We start from the raw sequence: 23,208 nt of genomic DNA on the forward strand, positions 1-23,208 counted from the left end.
CAGCGGTTTATGTAGCTTAATTTAGCTATAAATTGTCTTTTGCGTATGATGATAACTTCTGCCGTTGCAGTGTTGCTTTAACAGCCTTCAGAGCAGATGAACGAAGTGCAGATGGAAGGTTTTGTACCGTGTGTTCTGCAAATTCAGTCTCTTGAGGAGAAAGTGCAGGTAAAGTTGGTTGCGTTTTTTGTAAAGCAGAGCTTGCGCAAGGCGGTTCAGTTGTTTGTGGTGTTAACACAGGTTTTATCTGCATATATTTAGAAAGCTTAAAAAGAATGTCATCAAATTTATAACCTAAGTGCGCAAGTCTTATAAGATACATCTCTTTATTAACATTAAAATCGACAAGAATAGAAGAGGAATCAACAAACACACCAAGAATAGGATAGCGACCTTTTATTTTAGGCTCTATAACAAACACACCAGTTGTATGTTTTCTTTCGATATCCCCGATAACCGCATTCCAAGCAGCAGCAGAAGCTTTTTGCTTTTTAATTTTTGCGAGTGCAGGATTAGTTATACATGAGCTTAAAAGCGAAGAAAGACTACTTTCAGTGTGTTGTCTATGATTGTTTTTCATTCATATTCACCACCTGTGCGCGATCAAGTATGTCTTTTGTAAAATATGAGAGATTCGTAGTTGTAATTATAGTCTGAATACCTTGTTGGATAAATTCCATAATCGCTAAACGCCGTGTTTCATCAAGCTCACTCATAACATCGTCTAACAGTAAAATAGGATTTTGTCCAGTTAACTCCTTAATAAATAAAACCTCTGCTAGTTTCCACGCTAACACAATACTTCTTTGTTGACCTTGCGACGCGTACGTACGTGCAGGGATACCATTGATATAAAATTCAATATCATCTCTTTGTGGACCTATAAGTGTTACCTGCCTGCGTAATTCTTCTTGCTCCTTTTGACTAAAGGCATCTAAATATGACTGTACAAGATCTTCTTTACTAAGAGAAGATAAGCTTTGTGGTGTATACATATAAGGCTCTTCTACCTTATGTTCTAAATCTTTTATCAAAGGTATTGAGCTTTTGTACTTAATTTCAAGTTGCTCGGCAGGAGAAATTGTATGATATACCTCGCAAGCTTTACTATAAAGGTGATTAATGAGTTTAAGGCGAGCAGCAACTACACTTGCAGATCCATGGGCCAACGATACGCTCCATGCGTGTAATATATCTGAATCACTCAAAGGCAATTTAAGTATGTTATTTCTTTGCTCAAGAGCGCGAGAAAATGTTTTAATGAGCTTTCTATAACCTTTATGAGCAAGTATGCCGAATCCATCTATTTCACTTCTGCGATAACGAGCTGTCTGTTTAACAAACAATAAGTCATCTGGAGAAAAAAGTACCGAAGGCATAACAGAACAAAGCGTTGACACAGAACACTTTTTATCGTTTTTGAGGTAAGTTTTAGAGTGAGTTGATATATTACATGCTAATTCAACACTATGCAGCTCATCTTCATAAACTGCACAAAGGCGAGCTGCATTTTCGTTATGGTAAATCATCTGGGTAAGCAAAGGCTTCCTAAATGATGTACCTGTAGTAATCATTTGTACAGCTTCGATGGTATTTGTCTTACCAACAGCATTGCTACCGTGTAAAACAGTGGTTTTATCACCTAAACTTATACGAAGATGTTGAAAATTTCTCCAGTTTGTGCAGGTAAGCTCATGCAATACAAAGCTCATACTAACTCAAAACTACTAATTGGTACGAAGCGGTATCAACAAACATTGATAGTTCATTGTTCCAAATGACTTAATGACAATAGGTTGAAAACTGTCAACTATCTCAAAAGTCATTTCGTCGGCATGGGTTGTAGAGCGACAACACTCAAGAATAAACTGATAGTTCATTGAAAACGAGATAGGATTGCCTTCGATAGTTGCACTAAACTCTTCTTTTGAAGCACCAAACTCAGAAGAATCTGCTTTAAGTGTTATGAGTTGATTTTGAGGATCTACATCAAAGATAACGCCAAGATTTTTATTCGTGGTAACCAATGCAACACGCTTAATTGCCTGCGTAAGTTGCTCGGGGTTAACAGTGAGCTTGGTATTGCAGGTAGTAGGGAAAAGATTTTTATAATTGGGGAACATACCTTCAATTTTTAAGCTTACATACGTTGTGTTTTCAAAGCTAAAAATAACTTGATTATCAGTCAAACCTATTTGCAAACGAGGTGTAATGGTTGGTAAATTGAGGAGCTCGTGGAAACAAACGGCAGGGATAATTGCGGTAAACTCAGAATCAATAGACGCGGTTTCTGTGTTTGTATCAATAATAACCAAGCGATGAGAATCTGTTGCATACATAGTAAGCTTATTTTCTTGTGCAACAAGAGTAATACCACCCAAAATAGGATTGGATATATCCTCTTTTGTTACACGATATACGCGTTCTACCATATCGTTAAGCAAATCACTTGGCAATTCAATACTTTGTGAAGGCGTAATGTCTGGAAATTCGGGAAAATCAGCGGCATCAAGGGTAGAAAGCTCATAGGTAGATTTGAGACACGTTAAAATTGCCTGAGTTGGTGTTGTTTCCATGGTAATAGGTGCGTCAGGTAGGTTCTTGACCAACTTTGATAAAAATAAGCCAGGAACAACGGTTTGACCTTCTTCTTCTACAGCCGCTTCGAGCTTGTGACGTATTGACACTTTAAGATCACACGTTTGTAAGGTTAGTGTTGATCCTTGCGCTTGAATATAAATACCACCCAAAACAGGAAGCGTAGCCTGAGAGGCAACTCCACGTAAAACTATGGTAATCGCCTGATTAAATTCCTTTTGACTTACAGAGAATTTCATATGCTTCCTTTCAATTAAAAGTATCTACATCTCATTATATAAATAATAATAAATATCTAAATACTTTATTACTAATAAGTAGTGTTCATATGTTAATAACTTGTCATATATGCAGTTGATCCCTACTATTTTACTAACCAAATCTTTTATAAGTTCTCATCACTTTTAACACAAAAATTCAATCATCTCCGTTTATACAGGTATTTGAAGCTGTTTATATACAACAATCAACACGTATCAACAAAATTGTAAACATACGCTGGTAAATCTACTCTTTTGTTAAGATGTCTTTTAATTTTTGCAGTTGATCATAGAATACCCTGTCTTTTTTCTTTTTCTCGATAATTGCAATACTGTGTTTTATAGTTGCATGTGTGCGGTTGCCAAACTTTTGACCTATGTCAGCTAATGTAATATCGGTGAGCTCGCGTGCTAACCAAATACAGATATGGCGTGGTTCAGTAAGCTCTTTATTTCTATGATCACCTACTAAGTCGTTATGAGAAATGTGATAGGTATCCTCTATACATTTTTGAATTTCCTCAATAGTAGGGATATGTTGACGAGGTTTCCATTTGGTAGCTGCTATCTGTGCGATATCGTTATTAGAAAAAATTCTTCCCTCTTTTTTCCTTTTACCTGCATTAATTAAGCATGTTTGAACAAAGCCTTCAATGACTCTAATATTGCTTCCTGCAATTTTTGCCATATACATTCGCTGTTCTTCGGTGATTGTTCCAAAATCGATAAGTAGATGTTCTACCTCAGCATCGTGACGAATGTATTTATAAAAGTTGTTAATAAGATTAAGTTTTAGCTCATAATTTGGTACCTGAATGCTGATAGTTATACCAGAATCCATACGACTCGTTTCGCGTTCGTCAAACTTACTTTCACCTAATTGAAGCTCTTGAGGCGATCGATCAGCCGCACATACAATTTGTTTTCCATTAGAAATAAGCGAATTAAATGTATCAAAGAAAAACTTGATGGTACCTGCTGCTGTTCGCATATTTTGGATATCATCAATAATAAGCACATCAATATTTTTATAACTACGAGCTAAAGCATTTCTTTCGAGTGGTGACTTTTGCCATGCCAGTGTATATTCCTCAATAAACTCTGTTGCTGTTTTGTAAGCGCAGGTGCGCGTAGGATCGTTTTTTATAATATAGTTTTGTATTGCACGCAAGAGGTGAGTTTTTCCCAGCCCACTTTTACCATAGATAAAAAGCGGATTATATGATTGATTGCATGATCCACATGCCACTTGATTTGCCGCTTGATATGCTAACTGGTTTTCCTCGCCCTGAACAAAACGGTCAAATGTGAGTTTAGAATCAATTTCGCTTTGTACAGTGTTTTCTACTTGTCCTGTTTCAAATGAAATGATTTTATGATCGCGATTAAGACGTTCCATATGAGAGGTTTTCATTTGATCAAAATACTGATCGATGAGCACATTATCTTGGCTTTCAAGTTTGTCTAACTCATCCTTAGTAATTTGAGTTTGCACGTTAATTAGTTTATCGCTTGCCTCATTTGCGTTCTGTACCGTGGGTTCATCAGTCTTTACTTGATGGGATGGCTGTGTGGTAGCTGATTCTTGACTTGTTTGAACTACATATGTTTGGTTGTTCACATGAGCTGTGTTGCTTTCATTTAATACGTCATTGTTAAAAGGTTTGAATAGAATTTGCAGCGAAATTGGTTCAAATGCCGCTTCTTCCATTTTTGCGACAATTGCGTCTTTATGTGTTGTTAATTTTTTGTATGCAAAATTTAAGGATGTACTGATGGTGAGAACGTTATGAGTAAAGCTCACAAGAGTGCATTTTTCTAACATCGCTATAACCGAAGGAATATAACCGTCCTCACGAAAGAGATTGATAACGTCTTGCCATAAACTGTATGCATCGGACATATCATGCTCTGTTGTCTGTATGTCTGATGTGGTAATCTCTTTGCTCATCGATACTCCTGAATTATAAATAATGTCTTACTAAGGTAGTTTCCTCAATAATGTTGAAAACTGGTTCTAGTATATGATGAAAACTCATAAAATACAAAAATTGTTGAAAACTCCTGCGACACATACCTAGGAAGTAAGACGTATCAATATAAGATACGAGATGTATCGCTATAGAATAATTCCAAGGTAATCCATATAAATATCTACCACGAAAAACTATTGTTGTAGATGAGAGTTTATATACGCATATCCAAGTTTGGTTATGACTCTTTTTTGTTCCTTAGGATTTTTATGGAGTATACCCATATCTTCTAATGCTTTAAGCTCACGCGACCACGTTGGCTGTGACAAGCCATAAAGTTTTGTTAATTCAGTTGGTCCTACATATCCATAGGTTTGAGCACATCTTAATACTTGCTCCTGCCGCGCTGTTAGTGGCAATGTGCTAAGAGGAGATGTGGCTTGCGGTTGTTGTATCTGCATGGGATATGACGCCTGGGCTTGCTGCTGTAGATAGTCTTGTAGCGGTGTCTGCTGATATTCTTGTGGCGGTGTCTGCTGAGATGTTTGCTGATACAGAGGGGCATAACGTGTAGGTGTTTGTTTGGTGCTGTATGGCGTATAGACATTAACAGGATAGTTGGTATTAGCTTGATATGCTCTGTTAAAAGCATCTGGCTCGTTTACTTCGTAGTTCTGTACCGAATCCATCGGTTGATGAGTTGTATACCCTTGCACACTAGGGTGTGTATTAACTGTTGGCGTTTTATCATACGTTTTACGTGAGTATTGTGTATCGCTTTGCGCACATAAAGTGACGATAGTTCCACCATTAATGTTATCTTCAACATCTAAAAATCCGTGTGTACTTTTCATATACTCACGAACATAAGGAAGTCCCGATCCAACACCGCGGATATAGCGTTTCATCTCGGTTGTTGCAGATGTGGTACCAAAATCAAGCGCTTTGTCTTTTTCTTTAATTCCAGGCCCTTGATCTGCAAATCGTATAGTCATACCTTTATCTAAAATACTAATTGATGGCTCGATAAAATACGCATGAATAAAATTTTCAACAATTTCTCTAATGACCATAAAAGGTATAGTACCACCTTGTTCGGAGGCAAGTTTGGTCACTTGTTGAGTTATTTCTTCCAAATAGTCGCGTACATTACAAGGTTCAATTACTACCACGCGCGGTGCAGCGTTTGTAGCATCAAAAACTGCAATTCTAGCTGCGTAATGAGGTAATAAAACATCATTTTTAGAGGTAGAATCTGACACTGTTTTGTCTTTACTATCTAGTTTGTCTTGACTATCTAATTCCTTTTCACCTTCATGATCCTCTACGAAAGGATAAAACGCATGTGCCATATTCTCACCTCTTTTACTATACATAGATTTTATTGAGTGCTGCAAACTTATATATTACGACATATATCTTCTTTTTCATCATTCAATCTAAGTTTCTTTCATAATAAATGCATTCTCTTTCATAAATGAAAAGTATTGAAAATAAGTTTTCAACAATTGTTAAAAAGATGTAGATAACTTTATAAACATGTCTAAAAAAGAATGAATAAAACTGTGAAAACTTTTATAAAATAGCAGGTAATATATAGTAATTGCGACAAAACTTTCAAACATCTATCATAGATTTTCTTAAACAATGAAAAGTTATGAAAACAAAAAGAGAAAATTTTCTAAAAGCTAAAAACGTTTCTAAACACGGTGAATTTAAGGTGTTCATGTATAAATATTGACATACACCTGCATAAACTCCTATACTTTTTTAGCTTATTACAAACAGGCATCGTATACCGTATATAAAACTAGTATAAAGGGGTTTTTATGAAACGTACGTATCAACCTAATAAGTCTAAACGTGTTAAGACTCACGGCTTCCGTGCTCGTATGGCTACCAAAGCAGGTAGACTCGTCCTTGCTCGCCGTCGTGCTAAGGGTCGCAAAAGACTTACCGTAAGTCTGTAATAACGTAGATAGTTTATAAGGAGAGGGGTATGCAAACCATAAAGTCAAAACAAGACTTTGCTATGGTTTTTAAAAACGGGAAAAGATTATTTCATCCTGCTGTGAGGATAGTTTTTATTCCGTCTACGCAAACAACCCGCGTTGCGTATTGCGCACCTAAGAAAATAGGATGTGCACCTCTTAGGAACAGATGTAAAAGGCTTCTAAGAGCAGCTGTTCGCGACATACCTTATGTTCCACAAAATTTTGATGTGATTATGTTTGCTACACACAAAACAAAAGCGTACTCCTCTTGTGAACTAAGTAAGATTGTAAATAAACTCCTACATTCCATAACGACAACATAGGTGTTACAGATCATAAACTGTAAGGTACTTAAACGTTTATCTTAAGAGCTATAAAATGAAATTAGGCAAAACAGAAAACGTCTTTATTACGCTTATCAGAGGATATCAAAAGTGTATATCCCCTCTTATGCGTCCTTCATGTATTTATAGCCCTACCTGTTCTGAATATGCATGTGAAGCACTTAGAAGGTATGGATGGTTAAAAGGAAGTTATTTAGCTCTTCGCCGTATTTTACGTTGTCATCCCTTTCATAAGGGAGGATTTGATCCAGTGCCCTAAACAGTTACGGAGGACGTATGTGGGATTGGTTTATAGGAATATTAACTCAAATTCTTGAGCTTTTACAGTCGCTGTGCGGCGATTGGGGCTTAGCAGTTATTATATTAACCTTGATTATACGTGTGTTGTTGATACCACTTATGACCAAATCAACCGAATCTTCTGCCCAAATGCAGGTTCTACAACCAAAAATGCAAGAGATCAAAGATAAATATGCTGATGATCCCGCGCGTATGAATGAAGAGATGCAAAAATTTTATTCCGAGCATAAATTTAATATGCTTGGTGGGTGTTTGCCAACACTTTTGCAAATGCCGATCTTTTTTGGTTTATTTACCGTTGCAAGTAAGATTCCTCAAGATGCTTCGTTCTTTAATATACTTCCTTCTATTTCATTGTCACCTCAAACAGTTTTTGAACAGCAAGGATTGTCGGGTGCGGCAATTTACATTCTTTTGGTTATTACCTTTGGCGTTATGACATTTATTCCAATGGTTATTACTTCTTCTGCATCGTCATCTCAACAACGTTCGCAAACGATAACCATGGGCGCTGTGATGAGTGTCTTTATGCTTTGGTTTGGATGGACTGTTCCAACTGCAGTTTTGCTGTATTACAACACTTCATCGGTTTGGCAAATTATTCAGCAAAAACTTGTAACCGATAGGGTTATGGCACGTGTTAAAAAAGAAACCGAAGAAAAAATGAAAAATCAGAGCGTGCAACCAGATGTTGTGAGAAAAGAAAAGAAAAATCGTCCTCATAAAAAGGGATAACCATTAATATCACTAAGGAGAGTTTATTTTATGAGTACCGAGTCGCAATTTATGCCAGATAGCTTTGATTCACTGGATGAGTCTGATTCTCAGGTGAATCGTAGTGATTCTATGTTTAAAGATACTAAAGCTTCACTTGATGCGTTTTTAGCTCAACAACGTGCGGATGGTTTCTTTTCTGAAATTACTTCAACATCAGACCAAGAATATAAACCTTCCAAAGAAGATAAAAAACCTGTACAACGTGAATTTTCCTCAAGCGCCTCTAAAGATCAACACATTAAGGATGAACATATTGAAACCGAATATGTTCCAAGTGATAACCCCGTTATCAATGCAATTCATGATCATATGGTTGCTCGTGAGGCTTTGTCTGAAGAGGAAAAAGACTTTATTGCTTCTATTGTTGTAACACATCTTAAATCTATTCTGGGATTTTTTGGTGAAACAAGTGTTTCTATAGATGAATATGAAAGCGAAACAAACTCTCTTATTTTTGATATTTCTGGTGGCGATTTAGCTGTCCTTATAGGACGTCATGGCTTTACCCTAGAGGCACTGCAAACCATTATTAATGCATTTGTAAGTAACGAACTGCATTTTTATTATCCAGTTACTATAGATGTTGAAGAATATAAGGTTCGCAGGAAAAAGAAAGTTGAAGCTATTGCCTTAGCAGCAGCTGCTCGTGCACGTAATCGTCACGGAAAAGTAAGTTTGGCACCCATGAGTCCTGCTGAACGTAGATTAGTTCATATTGCACTTCTTGGGGATTCTTCCGTGGCAACACATTCCGAGGGTGTTGAGCCTCATCGTAGAGTTGTTGTTACCTATGTAAGAAAAAATAGACAACGCTAATCCTTTATTGTAAATATTTTGCAAAAGCTGCAGCTATGTGAGTTGCAGCTTTTTTATTAGGTCAAACTATGTTTCTTTATTACAGACTTGAGGTTGCTTGTGATGAATAGTTGACGCTAACGTACAATAGGATTTGTTTAATAGGTATGAAAACTGCCTGAGTTTTGTATTTCATAAAATTAAAGATACGTGATAATGGTTCATACGATTGTTTTCGTTTGTTGCTAAAGAGAAATGATATATATGAAAATTTCTGATACGCAAATCAACATTGCTTTACATGACATACCTCTCCCCTATCGTAACTTCTTAAAATATGACAACGGGTTATATAGTTTTAACAACTCTTTTTTAGATAAAGAAGATTCTTTTTTTATTAACATTCTTTGCTACTTAGCAGATGCTTTTGGAATAAGGATTACTGTAAGCGAGGCGGATGTCCTATACAAACATTTTTGTTCAATGCGTGAGTATAACAAAATTACCAACTTGACACGTATTACTGATACATGGAGTGCTCTTGTTCTGCATTATCTTGATTCTCTTTTGAATATTTTAGTTATGCAAAACTTGAATATTAACTTGCAAACACAAACTATTCTTGACTTAGGCACAGGCGCTGGATTTCCAGGTATTCCTTTATCAATAAAGCTGCCAAAAAAACTTGTATTGTGTGATTCTGTCGGAAAAAAGACAAAATTTCTTTCACATTATATTGCAGAAAACCGTATTGATGGCCCTATTTATATTGAGAATAAACGTGTTGAAGAACTTTCTCCTCAATACGATCATCAGTTTACTCTGATCGTAACTAGAGCTGTTGCACAACTTTCTATTCTCCTTGAGTATGCTTCTCCCCTCTTGAATCATAACGGTTTACTCATTTGCTCTAAAGCGCAGCTTTCAGAAGCAGAGTTTCAACATGCAGAAAAAGTCGCTTCTATATGCGGATTTAGATTTGTTTCACGTGAAACATTTGAGTTACCACTTCAGATGGGACATAGAGAATTTGTTGTATATCGTAAAGAAAATAAAGCTAAGATAAAACTTCCAAGAAATATTGGTGATGCTGTACATAAACCGTTGTAAAATGTTTTACGTGAAACAATAATCTCTGAGAGGTGTTTGATGGAGACAGAAGCTCAAACGAAACAATATAGGGGTCATATCATACCAATCATTAACCAAAAAGGTGGTGTAGGTAAATCTACAACTGCTATAAATCTTTCATCATGCTTAGGTGAGCAGAAAAAGCGTGTTTTGGTTATTGATTTAGATCCACAAGGAAACACAACGTCTGGTTTTGGCATTGATAAAACATCACTTGAAAAGGATATTTATAATGCTTTGCTGGATAACGCTCCGTTGGAAGAGCTAATTTACGACACACCTCAAAAAAATGTCTGGGTTATACCGGCTACTATTCAACTTGCTGGTGCCGAAATTGAACTTGTCTCAAGCATAGCTCGTGAAAACATACTAAAAAGTTTGCTTGAACCTATTAGATATCAATACGATTATATTTTTATTGACTGTCCCCCATCGCTCGGATTACTTACTATTAATGCTCTTGTAGCAGCAGAAAACCTTCTCATTCCTATTCAATGTGAGTTTTATGCTCTTGAAGGAGTAAGTAAGCTTATTGAGTCGATGAAAATGATTAATTCGAGGCTTAACCCAACACTAGATGTTTTTGGTGTCGTAATGACTATGTATGATCCTCGTACGACATTGTCAAAACAAGTTGTAAGTGAAGTAAGAAAATATTTTGGTTCCAAGGTTTTTAAAACGATTATTCCGCGAAGTGTTAAATTATCCGAAGCCCCAAGTCATGGACTTCCAATTAATCTTTATGCACGTTTTAGTAAGGGATCATTGGCATATCTTAAACTTGCAAAGGAAGTGAGTCGTCGTGGCTAAAAAATCTGGGTTGGGGAGAGGTCTTGAATCTCTTCTAACAAGTAGTGATACTGAAGCCGGAACTCCTAAGGAATCGGAGCTTATATCACTTGATAAAATTAAACCAAACAAGAATCAACCGAGAAAACATTTTGATCCAGTTCAACTACAAGAACTTGCGGATTCTATTAAGCAAAATGGTGTATTACAGCCAATTTTAGTGCGTAAAAAAGGTTCAGCTTACGAGATCGTTGCAGGGGAGAGGCGTTTTCAAGCGGCAAAACAGGCTGGTCTAAAAGAAATACCAGTATGTGTTCGCAATATTACAGACGACGAAATCTTTAAACTTGCCTTAATCGAAAATCTTCAACGTGCAGACCTTAACCCCCTTGAAGAAGCTTTAGGGTATAAAAAACTTATTAAGCAACTTAAGGTGACACAAGAAGAACTGAGCAAAGTGTTATCAAAGTCGCGGTCGGCCATAAGTAATACCATGCGTTTGCTTGATTTACCTCAAGAAATTCAAAATTTGCTTGGTGATATGTTAATAAGTGCTGGGCACGCTCGTGCATTGTTGAGCATTCCTCAAGAAGACGCACAAATAAAACTTGCAAAGAAGATAGTTGAAGAGCATTTATCGGTAAGAGAGACAGAAAAACTTGCTCCATTGTTTTCTGGCGCAACATTAGATAAAAAACCTCGGACCGTGTTGCCACAAGAATACAAACGCGCCGCTCGCCAATTACATATTGCTCTTGGTGCCAAAGTTAAAGTTAAAGAATCTGGAACAAAACATAAGATTGAAATTGAGTTTGCGGATAATGACGACTTAATGAGGCTCGTAAGACGCATACAATCAGGTTCGTCTGAGGAATAAAGTCTTTAAGATAATGATAAAACGGACGCCCGCCTTGTAACAGACGGGCGTTTTGCTAGATAATGAAGCAAAATTTATATGAAAAATATTGTTTCACATAAGCATTTGCACAGCTATACACGTTTCTTTCCCACTACTTTTTGCTTAAGTTGGCCGCATGCAGCATCTATATCCGCACCGCGCGAATGGCGAATAGTTGCCTCAACACCAAAACGTTTAAGTGTTTTAACAAAATGTTCAGCACGTTTTTCGCTTGTTGGTAAAAAGGGCGAATCATCTATCTTATTAAGTTGAATGAGGTTGACATGCGCAAGCGTTCCAGCACAAAAATCGCAGAGCGCCGCAAGCTCTTCATCGGTATCATTAACACCTTTTATCAGTGCATATTCATAGGTTGGACGTCTGCCCGTTGCTTCTACATATAAATTCATTGTGTCGTGTAGGTGTTGCAGATTAAACCGTTTAACACCAGGCATGAGATAATCTCTGGTAGATTGCACGGCGGAATGCAGAGAAACAGCTAAGGTAAACTGTTCTTTTTCGTGAGAAAATTTAATAATGTTAGGTAGTATTCCACAAGTAGAAATAGTAAGGTGCCGAGCTCCTACACCTAGACCGATAGCAGAGTTCATCATTTTAAGTGCAAATATGCTTGCGTTATAATTAGTAAGCGGTTCGCCTTGTCCCATAAGGACTGCGCTAGCAACGCGCATTTGGAAATCGTCTTGTATGAATAGAGCTTGTTCGTAAATTTCATAACCCGTAAGCGAACGAGTAAGACCAGCTTTACCTGTTGCGCAAAACACACAGCCTATAGCGCATCCCGCTTGCGTTGAAACACATATCGCAAGTTTGTTTTTAGTTGGCATACCCACACATTCTGCCATAACACCATCTTGAAAGCGTAAAAGATACTTTCTGCTGCCATCTTGCGAAACCTGCTTACTAACGAGGGCGGGGGAGTATAAAGCAAATTTTTCCTTGAGTCGCGCGCGCAACTTTTTAGACAGATTTGTCATATCATCAAAAGAGCGTGCGTTCTTTTGCCACAACCATGCCTCAATTTGCTTAACTCTAAACGCAGGTTCGCCCATAGATGTAAGTTCATATGTTAACTGATCGTGGTTCAAGCTTCTAATCTCAACCTTTTGTGACGCTTCTTGTTTACACAAAGCAGCCGTGTGAGCCGCATTTATGCAACTACAACTTGGTTGTCGCGTTGATGTATGAATATTTGAACCATCCTCATCACCTTCGCTTGATGTTAGCTGCTGTGGATCTTTTTGTGTCTCCTTGTACAGAGCATGCACTTCATTGGCGATAGCTGTGCGGTCTACTTTGGTTTTACTGTCTTGATTGTTCATATGCCTACGGTGAACCTCTCTCATAAGTGATAAATGTTGTATGCTTATACCACTTAACTACGTTGTAAATGTATATTTTTATTCTACCCAAATGACAGGCATGTAAGGAGACGGTTATGCAGAAAACTGATGTAACACATTATCGCATTGCAGTGTTGGCAGGTGGTTGGTCTGACGAAGCTCAGATATCGCTCCAATCTGGTACCGAATGCGTAAAGGCTCTTAAAACAGCTGGTTTTACAACAGTTGAAATGTTTGACGTTAAAGACCTTTCTTTTATTCAACGACTTGCTGCGCATGAATTTGATATTGCTTTTGTTGCTATGCACGGTCGCTATGGTGAAGACGGTTGTATTCAAGGTTTGTTGGAAATTCTTCATATTCCTTATACGTGCTCTGGAGTATTGGCATCTGCTATGGGTACTGCAAAAGATATCGCTAAACTAGCATACGAAAACGCAGGTATTCCCACTCCAAAAGATGCGTGTCTTGCTTCGGATGACGAGATTGATAAAAACGTAGTACAGCATATTGTTGATAAATTAGGATTGCCATTATTTGTGAAACCCACGGACAACGGTTCGAGTTTTGGCGTGTTTAAAGTTGAAGAGCAAAAAGACCTTGCAGACGCAATTAAGGAAGAGCAAAAAACAGGAACACATGTTCTGATAGAGCAAGCTATTGTTGGCACCGAGATAACGGTTCCTGTTATTGGAAATCATCACCCTCACGCACTGCCTATTGTTGAAATTGTATTTAACGCTCCGTTTTATGATATACAAGCAAAAGCCGAGCCTGCACCCCTTCACCATGTTATACCTGCGCGTTTGGATAAAGATGTGTACGCTCACGCTCAAGAACTCGCTGAGCAAGCTCATGTGGCACTTGGTTGTCGTGGTGTTTCGCGTACCGATTTTATCGTTGATGAAAATGGTGTGCCGTATGCTTTGGAAACTAATATTATTCCAGGTATGACTGAACGTAGTTTAATTCCTGATTCTGCAGCACATGAAGGCATGGGCTTTCCTGAGCTTTGTAAACGCTTAGTAGAGTATGCATTAGAAAAATAGTCCAACGAATTTGGGTGACTGACGTGGAACAAGACAATCAACAACGGCAAGATTTTGAGACGAGAGTCAATGAATTTTTGCCTTTGGATATTCATCCTCATATTCGTAAAAGATATACAACGCTTATGGAGCGCGCGTCTTTATACGATTTTGGCTGCCTAGAATCTGACATTGTGGCGCTTGACACCGAAACAACAGGGCTTTCGCATAAAAATGATCAGCTCACCCAAATTGCCGCCGTAAAGCTTGAAGAGGGGAGTGTGGCTGATGAGTTTACAACATTTGTAAATCCATCTCGCCCTATACCACACAACATAGAAAAGCTTACCAATATATACAGTGTTGATGTGGAACATGCGCCAACTCCCCAGACTGCGGTCGCTCGCCTCGCTGATTTTGTTGAACTTGATCCCATTCTTGCTCACAATGCAAGCTTTGATAGAGCTTTTATTGAAGCCGCACAGAACGATACCTGTGTAAGTGATACTTGGATCGATACACTGGCGCTTTCTCGTATAGCATTTCCTGCGTTGACCTCGCACAAACTGCAGGATTTAGCGTACATCTTTGGCTGCGAAAGCGTTACTCATCGTGCGAATGACGATTGTACTGCCTTAGCAGGCGTGTGGCATTATATTTTGGCTGGTATTTGTGACATACCTCAACAGATTTTAACAACATTGGTAGAAGCGCATAACGAGGTAAACTGGCCGTATAGATTTATTTTTTCGTATATACTTCACGAAGTGCTTTCGGAAAATAGCGAAGCTCCTTTTATATATAGTTTAGCTGTTGAGAATGCATCTGTTGGAATGTCAAATACAGGCACGATTTCCGAAATTAGACGAGATCTTTTTAATACGCATACCTTTACGTTTCAAGCAGAGCATGCCAATCAAGATAAAACGGTTGACGAAGCTCAAACAAAGCATGATTTTTCGTCTGCAGGCTGTGTGGCTCAGATGTTTTTGTCGCAAAATTACGAAGTGCGTCCAACCCAACAAGAAATGGCTGTACGCGTAACGAGCTTGCAAAATAGCGGTCAATGCGGTGTTTTAGAGGTTGGAACTGGTGTAGGTAAAAGTCTTGCATATTTACTTCCTTCGGTTTCTCGTGCAGTGCAAAATGATATACAAATAGGAGTTGCTACTAAAACTAACGCGCTTGCAGAACAGCTTATCAAAAAGGAATTGCCCCAGTTACACGAGGTTTATCCCAAGGATTTTTCATACCTTATTGTGAAAGGTGCCGAGCATTATCCCTATCTTGAAGGGATCGATACGCTCATGCGAGAAGAGTTTGATACTTCGCAATTTAAAGATATTAGATTTTCCTCGTCAAAAATTAAGGCTGAAATTCTTACTACGGCGGCTATTATATACAGTGCTTGTTGCGAATTAGTGGATGTTGATGTAGATAGCTTGGGTATTAGGTGGAACATGATTCCTAAAGGGGACTTTGTTGCGTCGCATCGCACCGGTTCAAACCACACCCTGTCTACTTGCGCACCGCATTATATGTTAAGTGAGTTGCGCGAAAGAACTCAACACGCCCACATTGTTGTTACCAACCATGCGTTACTTGCAACCGATATTGCATTAGGGCATGTGTTATTTCCACTTGTTTCCAATTGGATTGTTGATGAAGCGCATGGATTTGCTGATCAGGTTCGTGATCAATGGGCACAAGAGCTATCTCAAGATGTCTTTTCCGATTTATTTTATACATTGGGTGGTATAAAAACTGGCTTGTTAGGTGACATGTTTTCCAGCTCGTCTAACAGCGAACAAAAACCTCTTTTGCAAAAACTTATTTCAAAAGCTGCTGTGTTGGTGGCACAGTTGCGTGTTAAAAACGAAGATTTATTCGATTGTCTTAATACCGTTGTGCTTGATGATCGATACCACTTTTCTCGTGGTGCGCATACACATATGATTCAGCGTGTAGATAGTTCTATTGTTTCTCAAGATGCATGGAATGCGTTTCTAGACAAAATGAGCGAGTTTGCTAAAACATTCGATACGCTCAAGGCGGTGCTTATTCAACTTTGCAAGGCAATTTCAAATGAGGCGTCCTTACATCGTGATGTGGATTTTAAGCGTGTATGTGCATATGTTTCCTCGTATCTTGGGGTAATAACTCGTCTGACTCAAGGTTCAGAAGATGGATTTGTATATACGGTTGAGCGAGTTAAGCAAAAGAAAGCATATCAGACCTATCTTAAGGAAATGTGTCTTGATATTGGAAAACGCCTGTACACTGATTGGTATTTGGATGCACAAAGCGTGTTATATACCTCTGCAACACTATCGATCGAACAATCATTTGAGTACTTTGATCATTCGGTTGGTCTTGATAGGCTTAACAGCGATCGTGTGGAAACCAAAACACTTCCTTCGCCATTTGATTACGAGAATCATATGGGGGTTATTGTTCCTAATAACCTTGTGTTGCCACAGCATGAAAAGTATATACAATGCCTGTCTAACCTGCTGTTTGATATTCATGTAGCTATGAACGGCTCGGTTCTAACGCTTTTTACCAATCGGCGTGAGATGGAGGCTGTGAGCTCAAAGCTTGTGCCTCGTCTTGAAAGTCATGGTCTAACACTGCTTGAACAACTCCCAACAACATCTGCTCAGCAAATTATGCGTGGATTTAAAAAAGATACGACAGCATCACTAGTGGCACTTAAGTCGTTTTGGGAGGGTATTGACGCGCCTGGGGATACGTTGCGCTGTGTTGTAATTCCTAGACTTCCGTTTGTGCCACCAACCGATCCTATAGTTGAAGCGCTTACCGAACGCGACTCATCTACCTGGTGGAATTATGTGTTGCCTCGTGCCATTACCGAAGTCCGTCAAGCAGCTGGGCGGCTTATTAGAACGCAACATGACAGTGGACTGGTGATTATTGCTGATACGCGCGTTTTGAGCAAGGCATATGGAAAACACGTGCTTCACGCGTTACCAAATGTGCACCATCAGGAAATATCCTGTGAGAATATGAAGTCATATATCCAGATGTGGAGAAAAGCTCACGAAGAGTAAGTTCGTGTTCTTTACGTTCTTGGCGTGGTATCAAGGGTTATACAATGTTTTGATCTTTTAACAAACTTGCCGTTGCAAGAAGCTTATCAGCATATGCTTTTACCTGCTGAGAGAAGCTTGTATTGCTTGTGCATACGCTATCGGCGCAAGCGCACATGCGCTGTATAAGCCACGAGCTTGAAAACAAACGATACGATATTTTGATAACACCATCTAGTTCTTGCGGTTTCTTTGGCGAGTTTGGCCACCATAGTTTTTGTAGAATGGCAGGATTGGTAACAAAGAAGTCTATTAAATCTGTATTTTCTTCCGTGGTACACAACGTTGTGTCGTGTAAATTCGTAGGACTTTTGTGGGGCGTGTAGGGGAGTTCTGTAATAGTATGCATGTTTTTGCATTTAAATACGCGTATAGCACGCTTGTCTAAATCATATGCTTGAATATACCACGCCTGATCACGACGTTGTAATTCAAGCGGCATTGCACGACGTTGGTGAGATGAAGTTTGAGTTTGACTAGTTAAAGAATTAGGTTTTTGTGACTCATTCAGCGCTTGGTAACACGAGAAATGTGATTTTACGTAGGTAAATTGTATAACATGCTGATTGCGCAGAGCGTGAGTTATGACTGACAACTCTTGCGTCATACTCGCCAGCTGCTGCGGTTGCTCTTTAAATTTGCACTCTTCAGACGCGCGAGAGCTGTTGCGAGCCCTCTTTACAACACTTGTTTGTAGATAGGTTAAAAATTCATCTTTGTTTGCAAAACCCTGCAGAGCCAGTGCTTCGGTAAGTGCTTTGGTTTCGGCTAGCGTTAAACACATGCTTCGTCCTTTAATACCATATGAATCGTAATGCGGATCATAAAGCGTAATGCTTTGAATAGGTGTATCTTCATAGGAATCATTATCTGTTGGACAGGACTTTGCGGCACTTGAATTATTGCTGGTAGTACTAGGATTTTTGGTATCTACATACGTAAGGGTTAAGCCAGGAAACTGTGTGTCGCCGCCGAGCATAAGTAACAATTGCAATATTTTTTGCGCTTGGTCGCGTTTGCAATGAGTAATTTGCATAATTTGCTCTTCGGTAAGCGTATCTCCATTGTGCTGAAGCCTGCCCACAAGAGAAATGAGAAGTTTAACAAGCGATTTTGTATCTTTTCGTCCGCGCGGATGTTGTGATGTAGCTTTGTTGTCAGCTGATGAAGGCGTCTGCTTTATAGTATTGGGTTGCTCAACATAAAAATTTTCTGTGCGGTGCAAAAGTTTTTTCCATGCAGTATGTAATGCAGATGGTGCAAGTGGAATACAGTCATTTTCAATAGCCCAACGCACGGTAAGATCAATATTTGAAACCTGTGTTTTCCATAAAGTAACATGTTGCTGTGCAGCTGCTTGTTGTGCCTTGGTGGCTGTTTGCTTATTCTCGCAAAGCTGCGCTGGATGCAAGTGCATATGACATGCTTCGCGCACTTCTTCAGGGCAGCTGTCCAGAACAGCAAACGTTGCTTCTAAGGGGGTGTTTCCCAGTTGATAGGGCATAACACGATAATCAAGCGATGAAAAATCTTGAGGTGGTGTGTAAGTTTTTGAGGTGAGCGCAACTTTTACAAATCGATCTAAACGAAACACACGAATGTGCTTTTGAACACAAACTTCAGACGATGGTTTACCCTGATTTGCGTTGTGTTTTTCGTCGCTTTTTTCGGCAACAAAATAGGTATGCTCGTGAAATCCAAAAGTTCCGAGTGGCGCAAGGTTATAAGAGCGAGCCTCTCCATTTTGTACGGTATATACACAGCTGACACAATGGTGTGTGCTCAGCGCCTGAATTAGGGTGGCAAGTATAGATTGTTTGGTTTGCTCGTTTGCGCAGGTATCTACTGGAAAAGACGATGTCTGCTTAGAAATGGGCAAAGTTGATATATGTGGTTGGGAGTCAAGTTTTATAAGCGCGCTTCTTAATTCATCTCTCCATGCAAACGAATTATCACGCGTAAGGGGATCGCACAGAACACATAGCGCCTGCATGAAAACTGGTGAAAATTTATGGATAACAAAGCTCTTTTTCTCGTTAACCTGCCATGATATACATGGTTTACCTTGTTGTAAGTCTGTGTGTTTCATAAAAACAAAGCCACAAGATTCAAGGCGAGCTATATCTCGTTTAAGCGCTTTAGCTTGGGATTCTCTTTTTTCGATTGCAGTATAAAACATCGACAAAAGTCGATCTTCGCTTACACTTGATGCATTATTCATGAAGTACGTTGCTAATGCAACAATCCGTCGAACGGCATAATCATTTTCGGTAAACATATATCACTGCCTTGTATTCTTTTTGAAGAAGCTTTGTGGAACAATCAAAATCTACGGTATTAGTATACAAAACTCAATCAAATCATGACATGAGTGAATTATGAGAATATCTTTTGTAACAAATTCTATATTTTGCGTGCGTAAAGAGGAAATTTGTGGCAAACTTATACATAACTGTATGTGGAAGAAAAACATACGTTTCTCTATATCTATAAAAGGAATGCGTGTGTTTGCATAAAATAACGTAGGTTATTTATTCCATATCTGTTAAAGAAGACGGCTCACAGCAAAACAAAGGATACTCGCATGGCAGATATTCGTACATATCTTGATTACTTAAATGAATCCATTGAAATTGCGCCCACAAATAGTCAAGAGGAGCTTGACGCCGCTGAACTCATCGAAAAACTCATGAAAGATCACAGTCTTGAACTACACCGTCAAGACGTGGTTTCACATGGCTGGGGCATAGTTATACACGACAGTTTGTATATTGCCTTATTTATCGGCATGCTTATTTCTGGTTTTACGGGTACGTTTGTAAGCTATTTTGGATTTATAGTATGTCTTGCTGCAACTATTTTGCTTGTGCTGGAAAAGCTTCATATTTTTGAAATAAGTTCGTTTGGCCCACTTGCACAAAGTCAAAATATTATTGGCGTGCACCGCGCAACAGGTCCATTGGTTATGAAGGGCAATCGACCTATTGTTGTAGTTGCTCATTACGACACCCCTAACGAGGATATTCTTTCCAAACCTCAATTTGCACCGTATCAGCCGCGCCTTAAAAAATTAGTATATTCTGCCGTGTTATTTACCATGTTTTGTGCGCTGGTACAAGTTGCGCTTTTCTTGCCATTTTTAAATGATATTGTCCGTCGTGCGTTTTGGTTATTAGGAATTTTAAGTGCTTTTTCGTTTTTAGCGCTGGGAGTAAACACGGTATATAAGAAATTTGCTTCGTGCACCGAAGGTGCAAACAGTAATAAAAGCTCCTTAGCTGCCATGATGGACGTTGTGAATACTGTTCGTCCTGCAGATGACGAGGCAAGCAGATGGGGCTATGTTCATCCCCAACAAAAGTTTAGTGAAATAGCAGAAGTACCCCAAGAAAGCAAAGCAAGCTCATTGTCTTTGGTTGACGATGAGCGCGAGTCGATTCCCGAAAAAGAAGAACATACATCTGATTCTGCACAACTTCAAAACACACTTAAGACAGCACCTGTTTTGAATCAAGACACTCATAATCTTGTGGAGAACAACCTAGATGAGCCAGTGTCTGAGGTAAGTAAAAAAACCTCACTTACAAATCCACAGGGTGACGTTACTACAAACAACCAGCAGCAAGACGATTCGCCTGTTACATGCCACCAAGATGAAACTAGCGCGCAAATAAGTGCAACATCTGCTCCTGTGTCGAGCGAAGACCTTATGTCTGACAATCAGGGATTAGAAAACGTTGCCGAACGAACCGCTCCTTTACACCATGAAGACGCTTATGATAGTCAAGCACGCGCGCCAAAGGTTATTGGTTATGATGTTGCTGCTGGTGTTGTCCGTCGTGGTAAAGATACGTTGATAGATCTAAGCCTTCTCCCTAAGGATTGCGAGATAGATTATACCGTGGGTCTTAAATACGAAACGCCTGTAGTAGAAACTGCGGCCACACAGCCAGAATCTAATCTAGAACAAAGTAATGCTATGAAATCTAGTATCGCTTCGTCTGTGGATGATGGTGCTCGCCAAAACTTAAGTGACGGTCAAAACGTAGACACCCCCTCACGTACGAAAGTTCGCACCGCATACATTGCTCCTACCTTTGAAGAAGATTATCCAATTGCCAGTTGGAAGCCAGTAACTGCAGAACAAAAAATGTCTGTAGTTAAGAATTCAGAAAACCATGCGAATGAAGATATTCAGATTCCTGCGGACTCACAAACAGATAAACGCGAGTCAAAGGACGAACCTTCCGTTGTTACAAAGGCTGATGTAAACACCCAAAGTGCTGCTGCAGAACAAACCAAACCACTTGACGAAGCGGCTGATAAAATAGAAGAAGACAAGAACTCTCAAGCAGTGGAAAAAGAGTCTAACAATTCACTTTCACCCGAGGAAGCGATAATTTCTCAAATTCATCAAGAGGTTCAAGCTCGCACACAACGTGATGACTCACAAGTTTCTAACGCTTCACAAATACTTAAAGACGAACAAAGTGCTCTTGGTGGTTCTGCTTCGGGCGTTGCTATGGCGCGTCGTGCAGTGTTGTTTGATTTGCCTGATCCACGTGAACAGGTGCAAGATCCATTTGCGTCAGAAAATGACGACCAGGCCGCTCATGAAGTCCTCTATGAAGAAGTAGACGAAAAGAAAACGACGTACGCTCCCGCCGATGAAAAAACTATTACTTTTGCGCCGCAAGGTAAGCGTGATATAAAAGTATTAGATGCTGCTGCTAAGCCCCAAGACGGATCGCATGGACCTTCTATCGATCGTCATGCAAAGCTTTCCGATGAAAAGAAACAACGTGGCTTGGGCTTATTTGGTAAGAAGAAAAAAACAACAACTGCAGATAAGAACTCAATGAGTTCGTGGTTGGGTGTTGACGATAATTTTGATGCTAAGAAAGATGGACGTCAGATTGGTTCATGGGATAACTTTGTGCACGAAGAAGACAATAACAACCAAGCTTCATCGCATCCAAAGTCGTGGAAAGGTGGCGCAACAACACGAGTTGGCCTTCGCGTCCATGATGGTACAAAGGGTACGCAACCGCAAGATTTGCCAAGTGTTGATGATGTTGAAGCCCATGCAACAACTACTAACGAGGCAGATTCTCGTACGCTAAGTTTGAAAAATAACCCATTTGTTCAAGGTGGCATCGTTGATGCAGGTGTTGCTTCCACAGCTTCTGCCGATGAAGATACGGCACACTCTGTCGCATGCTCATCAGACACTTTGAGTGATGAAAATATTTCAGAAAAAAGCGCATTATGGGAAGACGCTAAAAAAGATGCAGTGAAGTCAACTTCAAGCAAACTTGAGCAAAAAGATGAATCGATGTCATCTGATGAACAAGTTCAAGAATTGAAAGACGCTGTTTTGTCGATGGGTTCAGATGAGTTATTATGTCACGACATTTGGTTTGTGGCACTTGGTGCTTCTGAAAATAATCATGCAGGCATGAAACAATTCTTGTCTGAATACCGTCGCGAAATACGTGGTGCTTTTCTTATCAACCTTGATTGTGTGGGAGCAGGCTCTCTTACGGTGTTAACGGCAGAAGATCCGTATAATACGCGCCGAGCAGATAGAAGAATTACACGCCTTCTCTCTAAAATTGCTGAAGATTTGCACGTTCAACTGCAAAAGAGAGCATATGATTACGGTCGAACTGACGCAACACCAGCTATGCATGCTTCCGTGAGATCTGCTACTATCATGGGTTGTGACGAAAATGGACTGCCTGCACTTGCTCATACACAAGACGATGTTGCTCATATGATAGACGCAAAGCAGGTAAAACAAGTAGCGCAAATGGTGTGTGAACTTATTCGTCGCGCGTAATGTAA

At 39.3% G+C, this 23,208-nt stretch carries 18 protein-coding genes; 11 read left to right on the plus strand and 7 right to left on the minus strand.

Annotation, left to right across the window (positions count from 1 at the left end):
- Positions 1-25 precede the first annotated feature (25 nt).
- The 5 genes from HMPREF0091_RS00740 to HMPREF0091_RS00760 all read right to left on the minus strand — a co-directional run bounded on the left by HMPREF0091_RS00740 (position 26) and on the right by HMPREF0091_RS00760 (position 6,183).
- On the minus strand, positions 26-580 hold the full coding sequence (locus HMPREF0091_RS00740; RefSeq protein ID WP_006302253.1) for a hypothetical protein: 555 nt from the start codon (positions 578-580) through the stop codon (positions 26-28).
- Positions 564-1,712, minus strand: coding sequence for a DNA replication/repair protein RecF (gene recF / locus HMPREF0091_RS00745; protein ID WP_006302254.1), 1,149 nt, complete (start codon positions 1,710-1,712; stop codon positions 564-566). Before recF ends, HMPREF0091_RS00740 begins: the two co-directional genes overlap by 17 nt.
- A 15-nt stretch (positions 1,713-1,727) precedes the next feature.
- Positions 1,728-2,837, minus strand: coding sequence for a DNA polymerase III subunit beta (dnaN, locus tag HMPREF0091_RS00750; protein ID WP_006302255.1), 1,110 nt, complete (start codon positions 2,835-2,837; stop codon positions 1,728-1,730).
- 268 nt (positions 2,838-3,105) lie between these two features.
- Positions 3,106-4,809, minus strand: coding sequence for a DnaA ATPase domain-containing protein (locus HMPREF0091_RS00755; RefSeq protein ID WP_006302256.1), 1,704 nt, complete (start codon positions 4,807-4,809; stop codon positions 3,106-3,108).
- A gap of 216 nt (positions 4,810-5,025) precedes the next feature.
- Entirely contained in the window at positions 5,026-6,183 is a 1,158-nt protein-coding gene (locus HMPREF0091_RS00760; RefSeq protein ID WP_010241723.1) for an ATP-binding protein, read from the minus strand.
- 477 nt (positions 6,184-6,660) lie between these two features.
- Between HMPREF0091_RS00760 and rpmH the strand changes: the two genes are divergently transcribed.
- The 8 genes from rpmH (at position 6,661) to HMPREF0091_RS00800 (ending at position 11,838) form a co-directional block, all read left to right on the plus strand.
- On the plus strand, positions 6,661-6,801 hold the full coding sequence (gene rpmH, locus HMPREF0091_RS00765) for a 50S ribosomal protein L34 (protein ID WP_006302258.1): 141 nt from the start codon (positions 6,661-6,663) through the stop codon (positions 6,799-6,801).
- A gap of 29 nt (positions 6,802-6,830) precedes the next feature.
- Positions 6,831-7,148: a ribonuclease P protein component gene (gene rnpA / locus HMPREF0091_RS00770; protein WP_006302259.1), complete on the plus strand. Its 318-nt coding sequence runs from the start codon at positions 6,831-6,833 to the stop codon at positions 7,146-7,148.
- A gap of 55 nt (positions 7,149-7,203) precedes the next feature.
- Positions 7,204-7,428, plus strand: a complete 225-nt coding sequence (gene yidD, locus HMPREF0091_RS00775) for a membrane protein insertion efficiency factor YidD (RefSeq protein WP_006302260.1) — start codon at positions 7,204-7,206, stop codon at positions 7,426-7,428.
- A gap of 17 nt (positions 7,429-7,445) precedes the next feature.
- Complete coding sequence (locus HMPREF0091_RS00780) at positions 7,446-8,204, plus strand: YidC/Oxa1 family membrane protein insertase (RefSeq protein WP_006302261.1); 759 nt, start codon at positions 7,446-7,448, stop codon at positions 8,202-8,204.
- Positions 8,205-8,234: 30 nt separating this feature from the next.
- Positions 8,235-9,062: a Jag family protein gene (locus HMPREF0091_RS00785; RefSeq protein ID WP_006302262.1), complete on the plus strand. Its 828-nt coding sequence runs from the start codon at positions 8,235-8,237 to the stop codon at positions 9,060-9,062.
- A 243-nt stretch (positions 9,063-9,305) separates the two neighbouring features.
- Positions 9,306-10,151 carry a 16S rRNA (guanine(527)-N(7))-methyltransferase RsmG gene (gene rsmG, locus HMPREF0091_RS00790; protein ID WP_010241727.1) on the plus strand — a complete coding sequence of 282 codons (846 nt, stop codon included), beginning with the start codon at positions 9,306-9,308 and terminating at the stop codon, positions 10,149-10,151.
- A 39-nt stretch (positions 10,152-10,190) separates the two neighbouring features.
- Positions 10,191-10,982 (plus strand): ParA family protein, encoded by a 792-nt coding sequence (locus tag HMPREF0091_RS00795; RefSeq protein WP_006302264.1) that lies wholly within the window; start codon positions 10,191-10,193, stop codon positions 10,980-10,982.
- The gene (locus HMPREF0091_RS00800) at positions 10,975-11,838 is read left to right on the plus strand and encodes a ParB/RepB/Spo0J family partition protein (protein ID WP_006302265.1); all 864 of its coding nucleotides are present in this window, start codon (positions 10,975-10,977) and stop codon (positions 11,836-11,838) included. The genes HMPREF0091_RS00795 and HMPREF0091_RS00800 overlap by 8 nt, the downstream gene beginning before the upstream one ends.
- Before the next feature lie 113 nt (positions 11,839-11,951).
- On the opposite strand, the gene rlmN is transcribed toward HMPREF0091_RS00800, so the two are convergent.
- Positions 11,952-13,202: a 23S rRNA (adenine(2503)-C(2))-methyltransferase RlmN gene (rlmN, locus tag HMPREF0091_RS00805; RefSeq protein ID WP_006302266.1), complete on the minus strand. Its 1,251-nt coding sequence runs from the start codon at positions 13,200-13,202 to the stop codon at positions 11,952-11,954.
- 116 nt (positions 13,203-13,318) lie between these two features.
- On the opposite strand from rlmN, the gene HMPREF0091_RS00810 reads away from it, so the two are divergent.
- Complete coding sequence (locus tag HMPREF0091_RS00810) at positions 13,319-14,272, plus strand: D-alanine--D-alanine ligase family protein (RefSeq protein ID WP_006302267.1); 954 nt, start codon at positions 13,319-13,321, stop codon at positions 14,270-14,272.
- A 23-nt stretch (positions 14,273-14,295) separates the two neighbouring features.
- On the plus strand, positions 14,296-17,322 hold the full coding sequence (locus HMPREF0091_RS00815) for a helicase C-terminal domain-containing protein (protein ID WP_010241731.1): 3,027 nt from the start codon (positions 14,296-14,298) through the stop codon (positions 17,320-17,322).
- A 37-nt stretch (positions 17,323-17,359) separates the two neighbouring features.
- Here the strand turns inward: HMPREF0091_RS00815 and HMPREF0091_RS00820 are convergent, their stop codons facing one another.
- A complete protein-coding gene (locus HMPREF0091_RS00820) occupies positions 17,360-19,639 on the minus strand; it encodes a WYL domain-containing transcriptional regulator (protein ID WP_006302269.1) in 2,280 nt (759 codons plus the stop codon).
- Between the two features lie 306 nt (positions 19,640-19,945).
- On the opposite strand from HMPREF0091_RS00820, the gene HMPREF0091_RS00825 reads away from it, so the two are divergent.
- Positions 19,946-23,203 carry a M28 family peptidase gene (locus HMPREF0091_RS00825; protein WP_006302270.1) on the plus strand — a complete coding sequence of 1,086 codons (3,258 nt, stop codon included), beginning with the start codon at positions 19,946-19,948 and terminating at the stop codon, positions 23,201-23,203.
- The last annotated feature ends 5 nt before the right edge of the window (positions 23,204-23,208 follow it).

The organism is Fannyhessea vaginae DSM 15829, assembly GCF_000159235.2.
Classification (GTDB): Bacteria; Actinomycetota; Coriobacteriia; order Coriobacteriales; family Atopobiaceae; genus Fannyhessea; species Fannyhessea vaginae.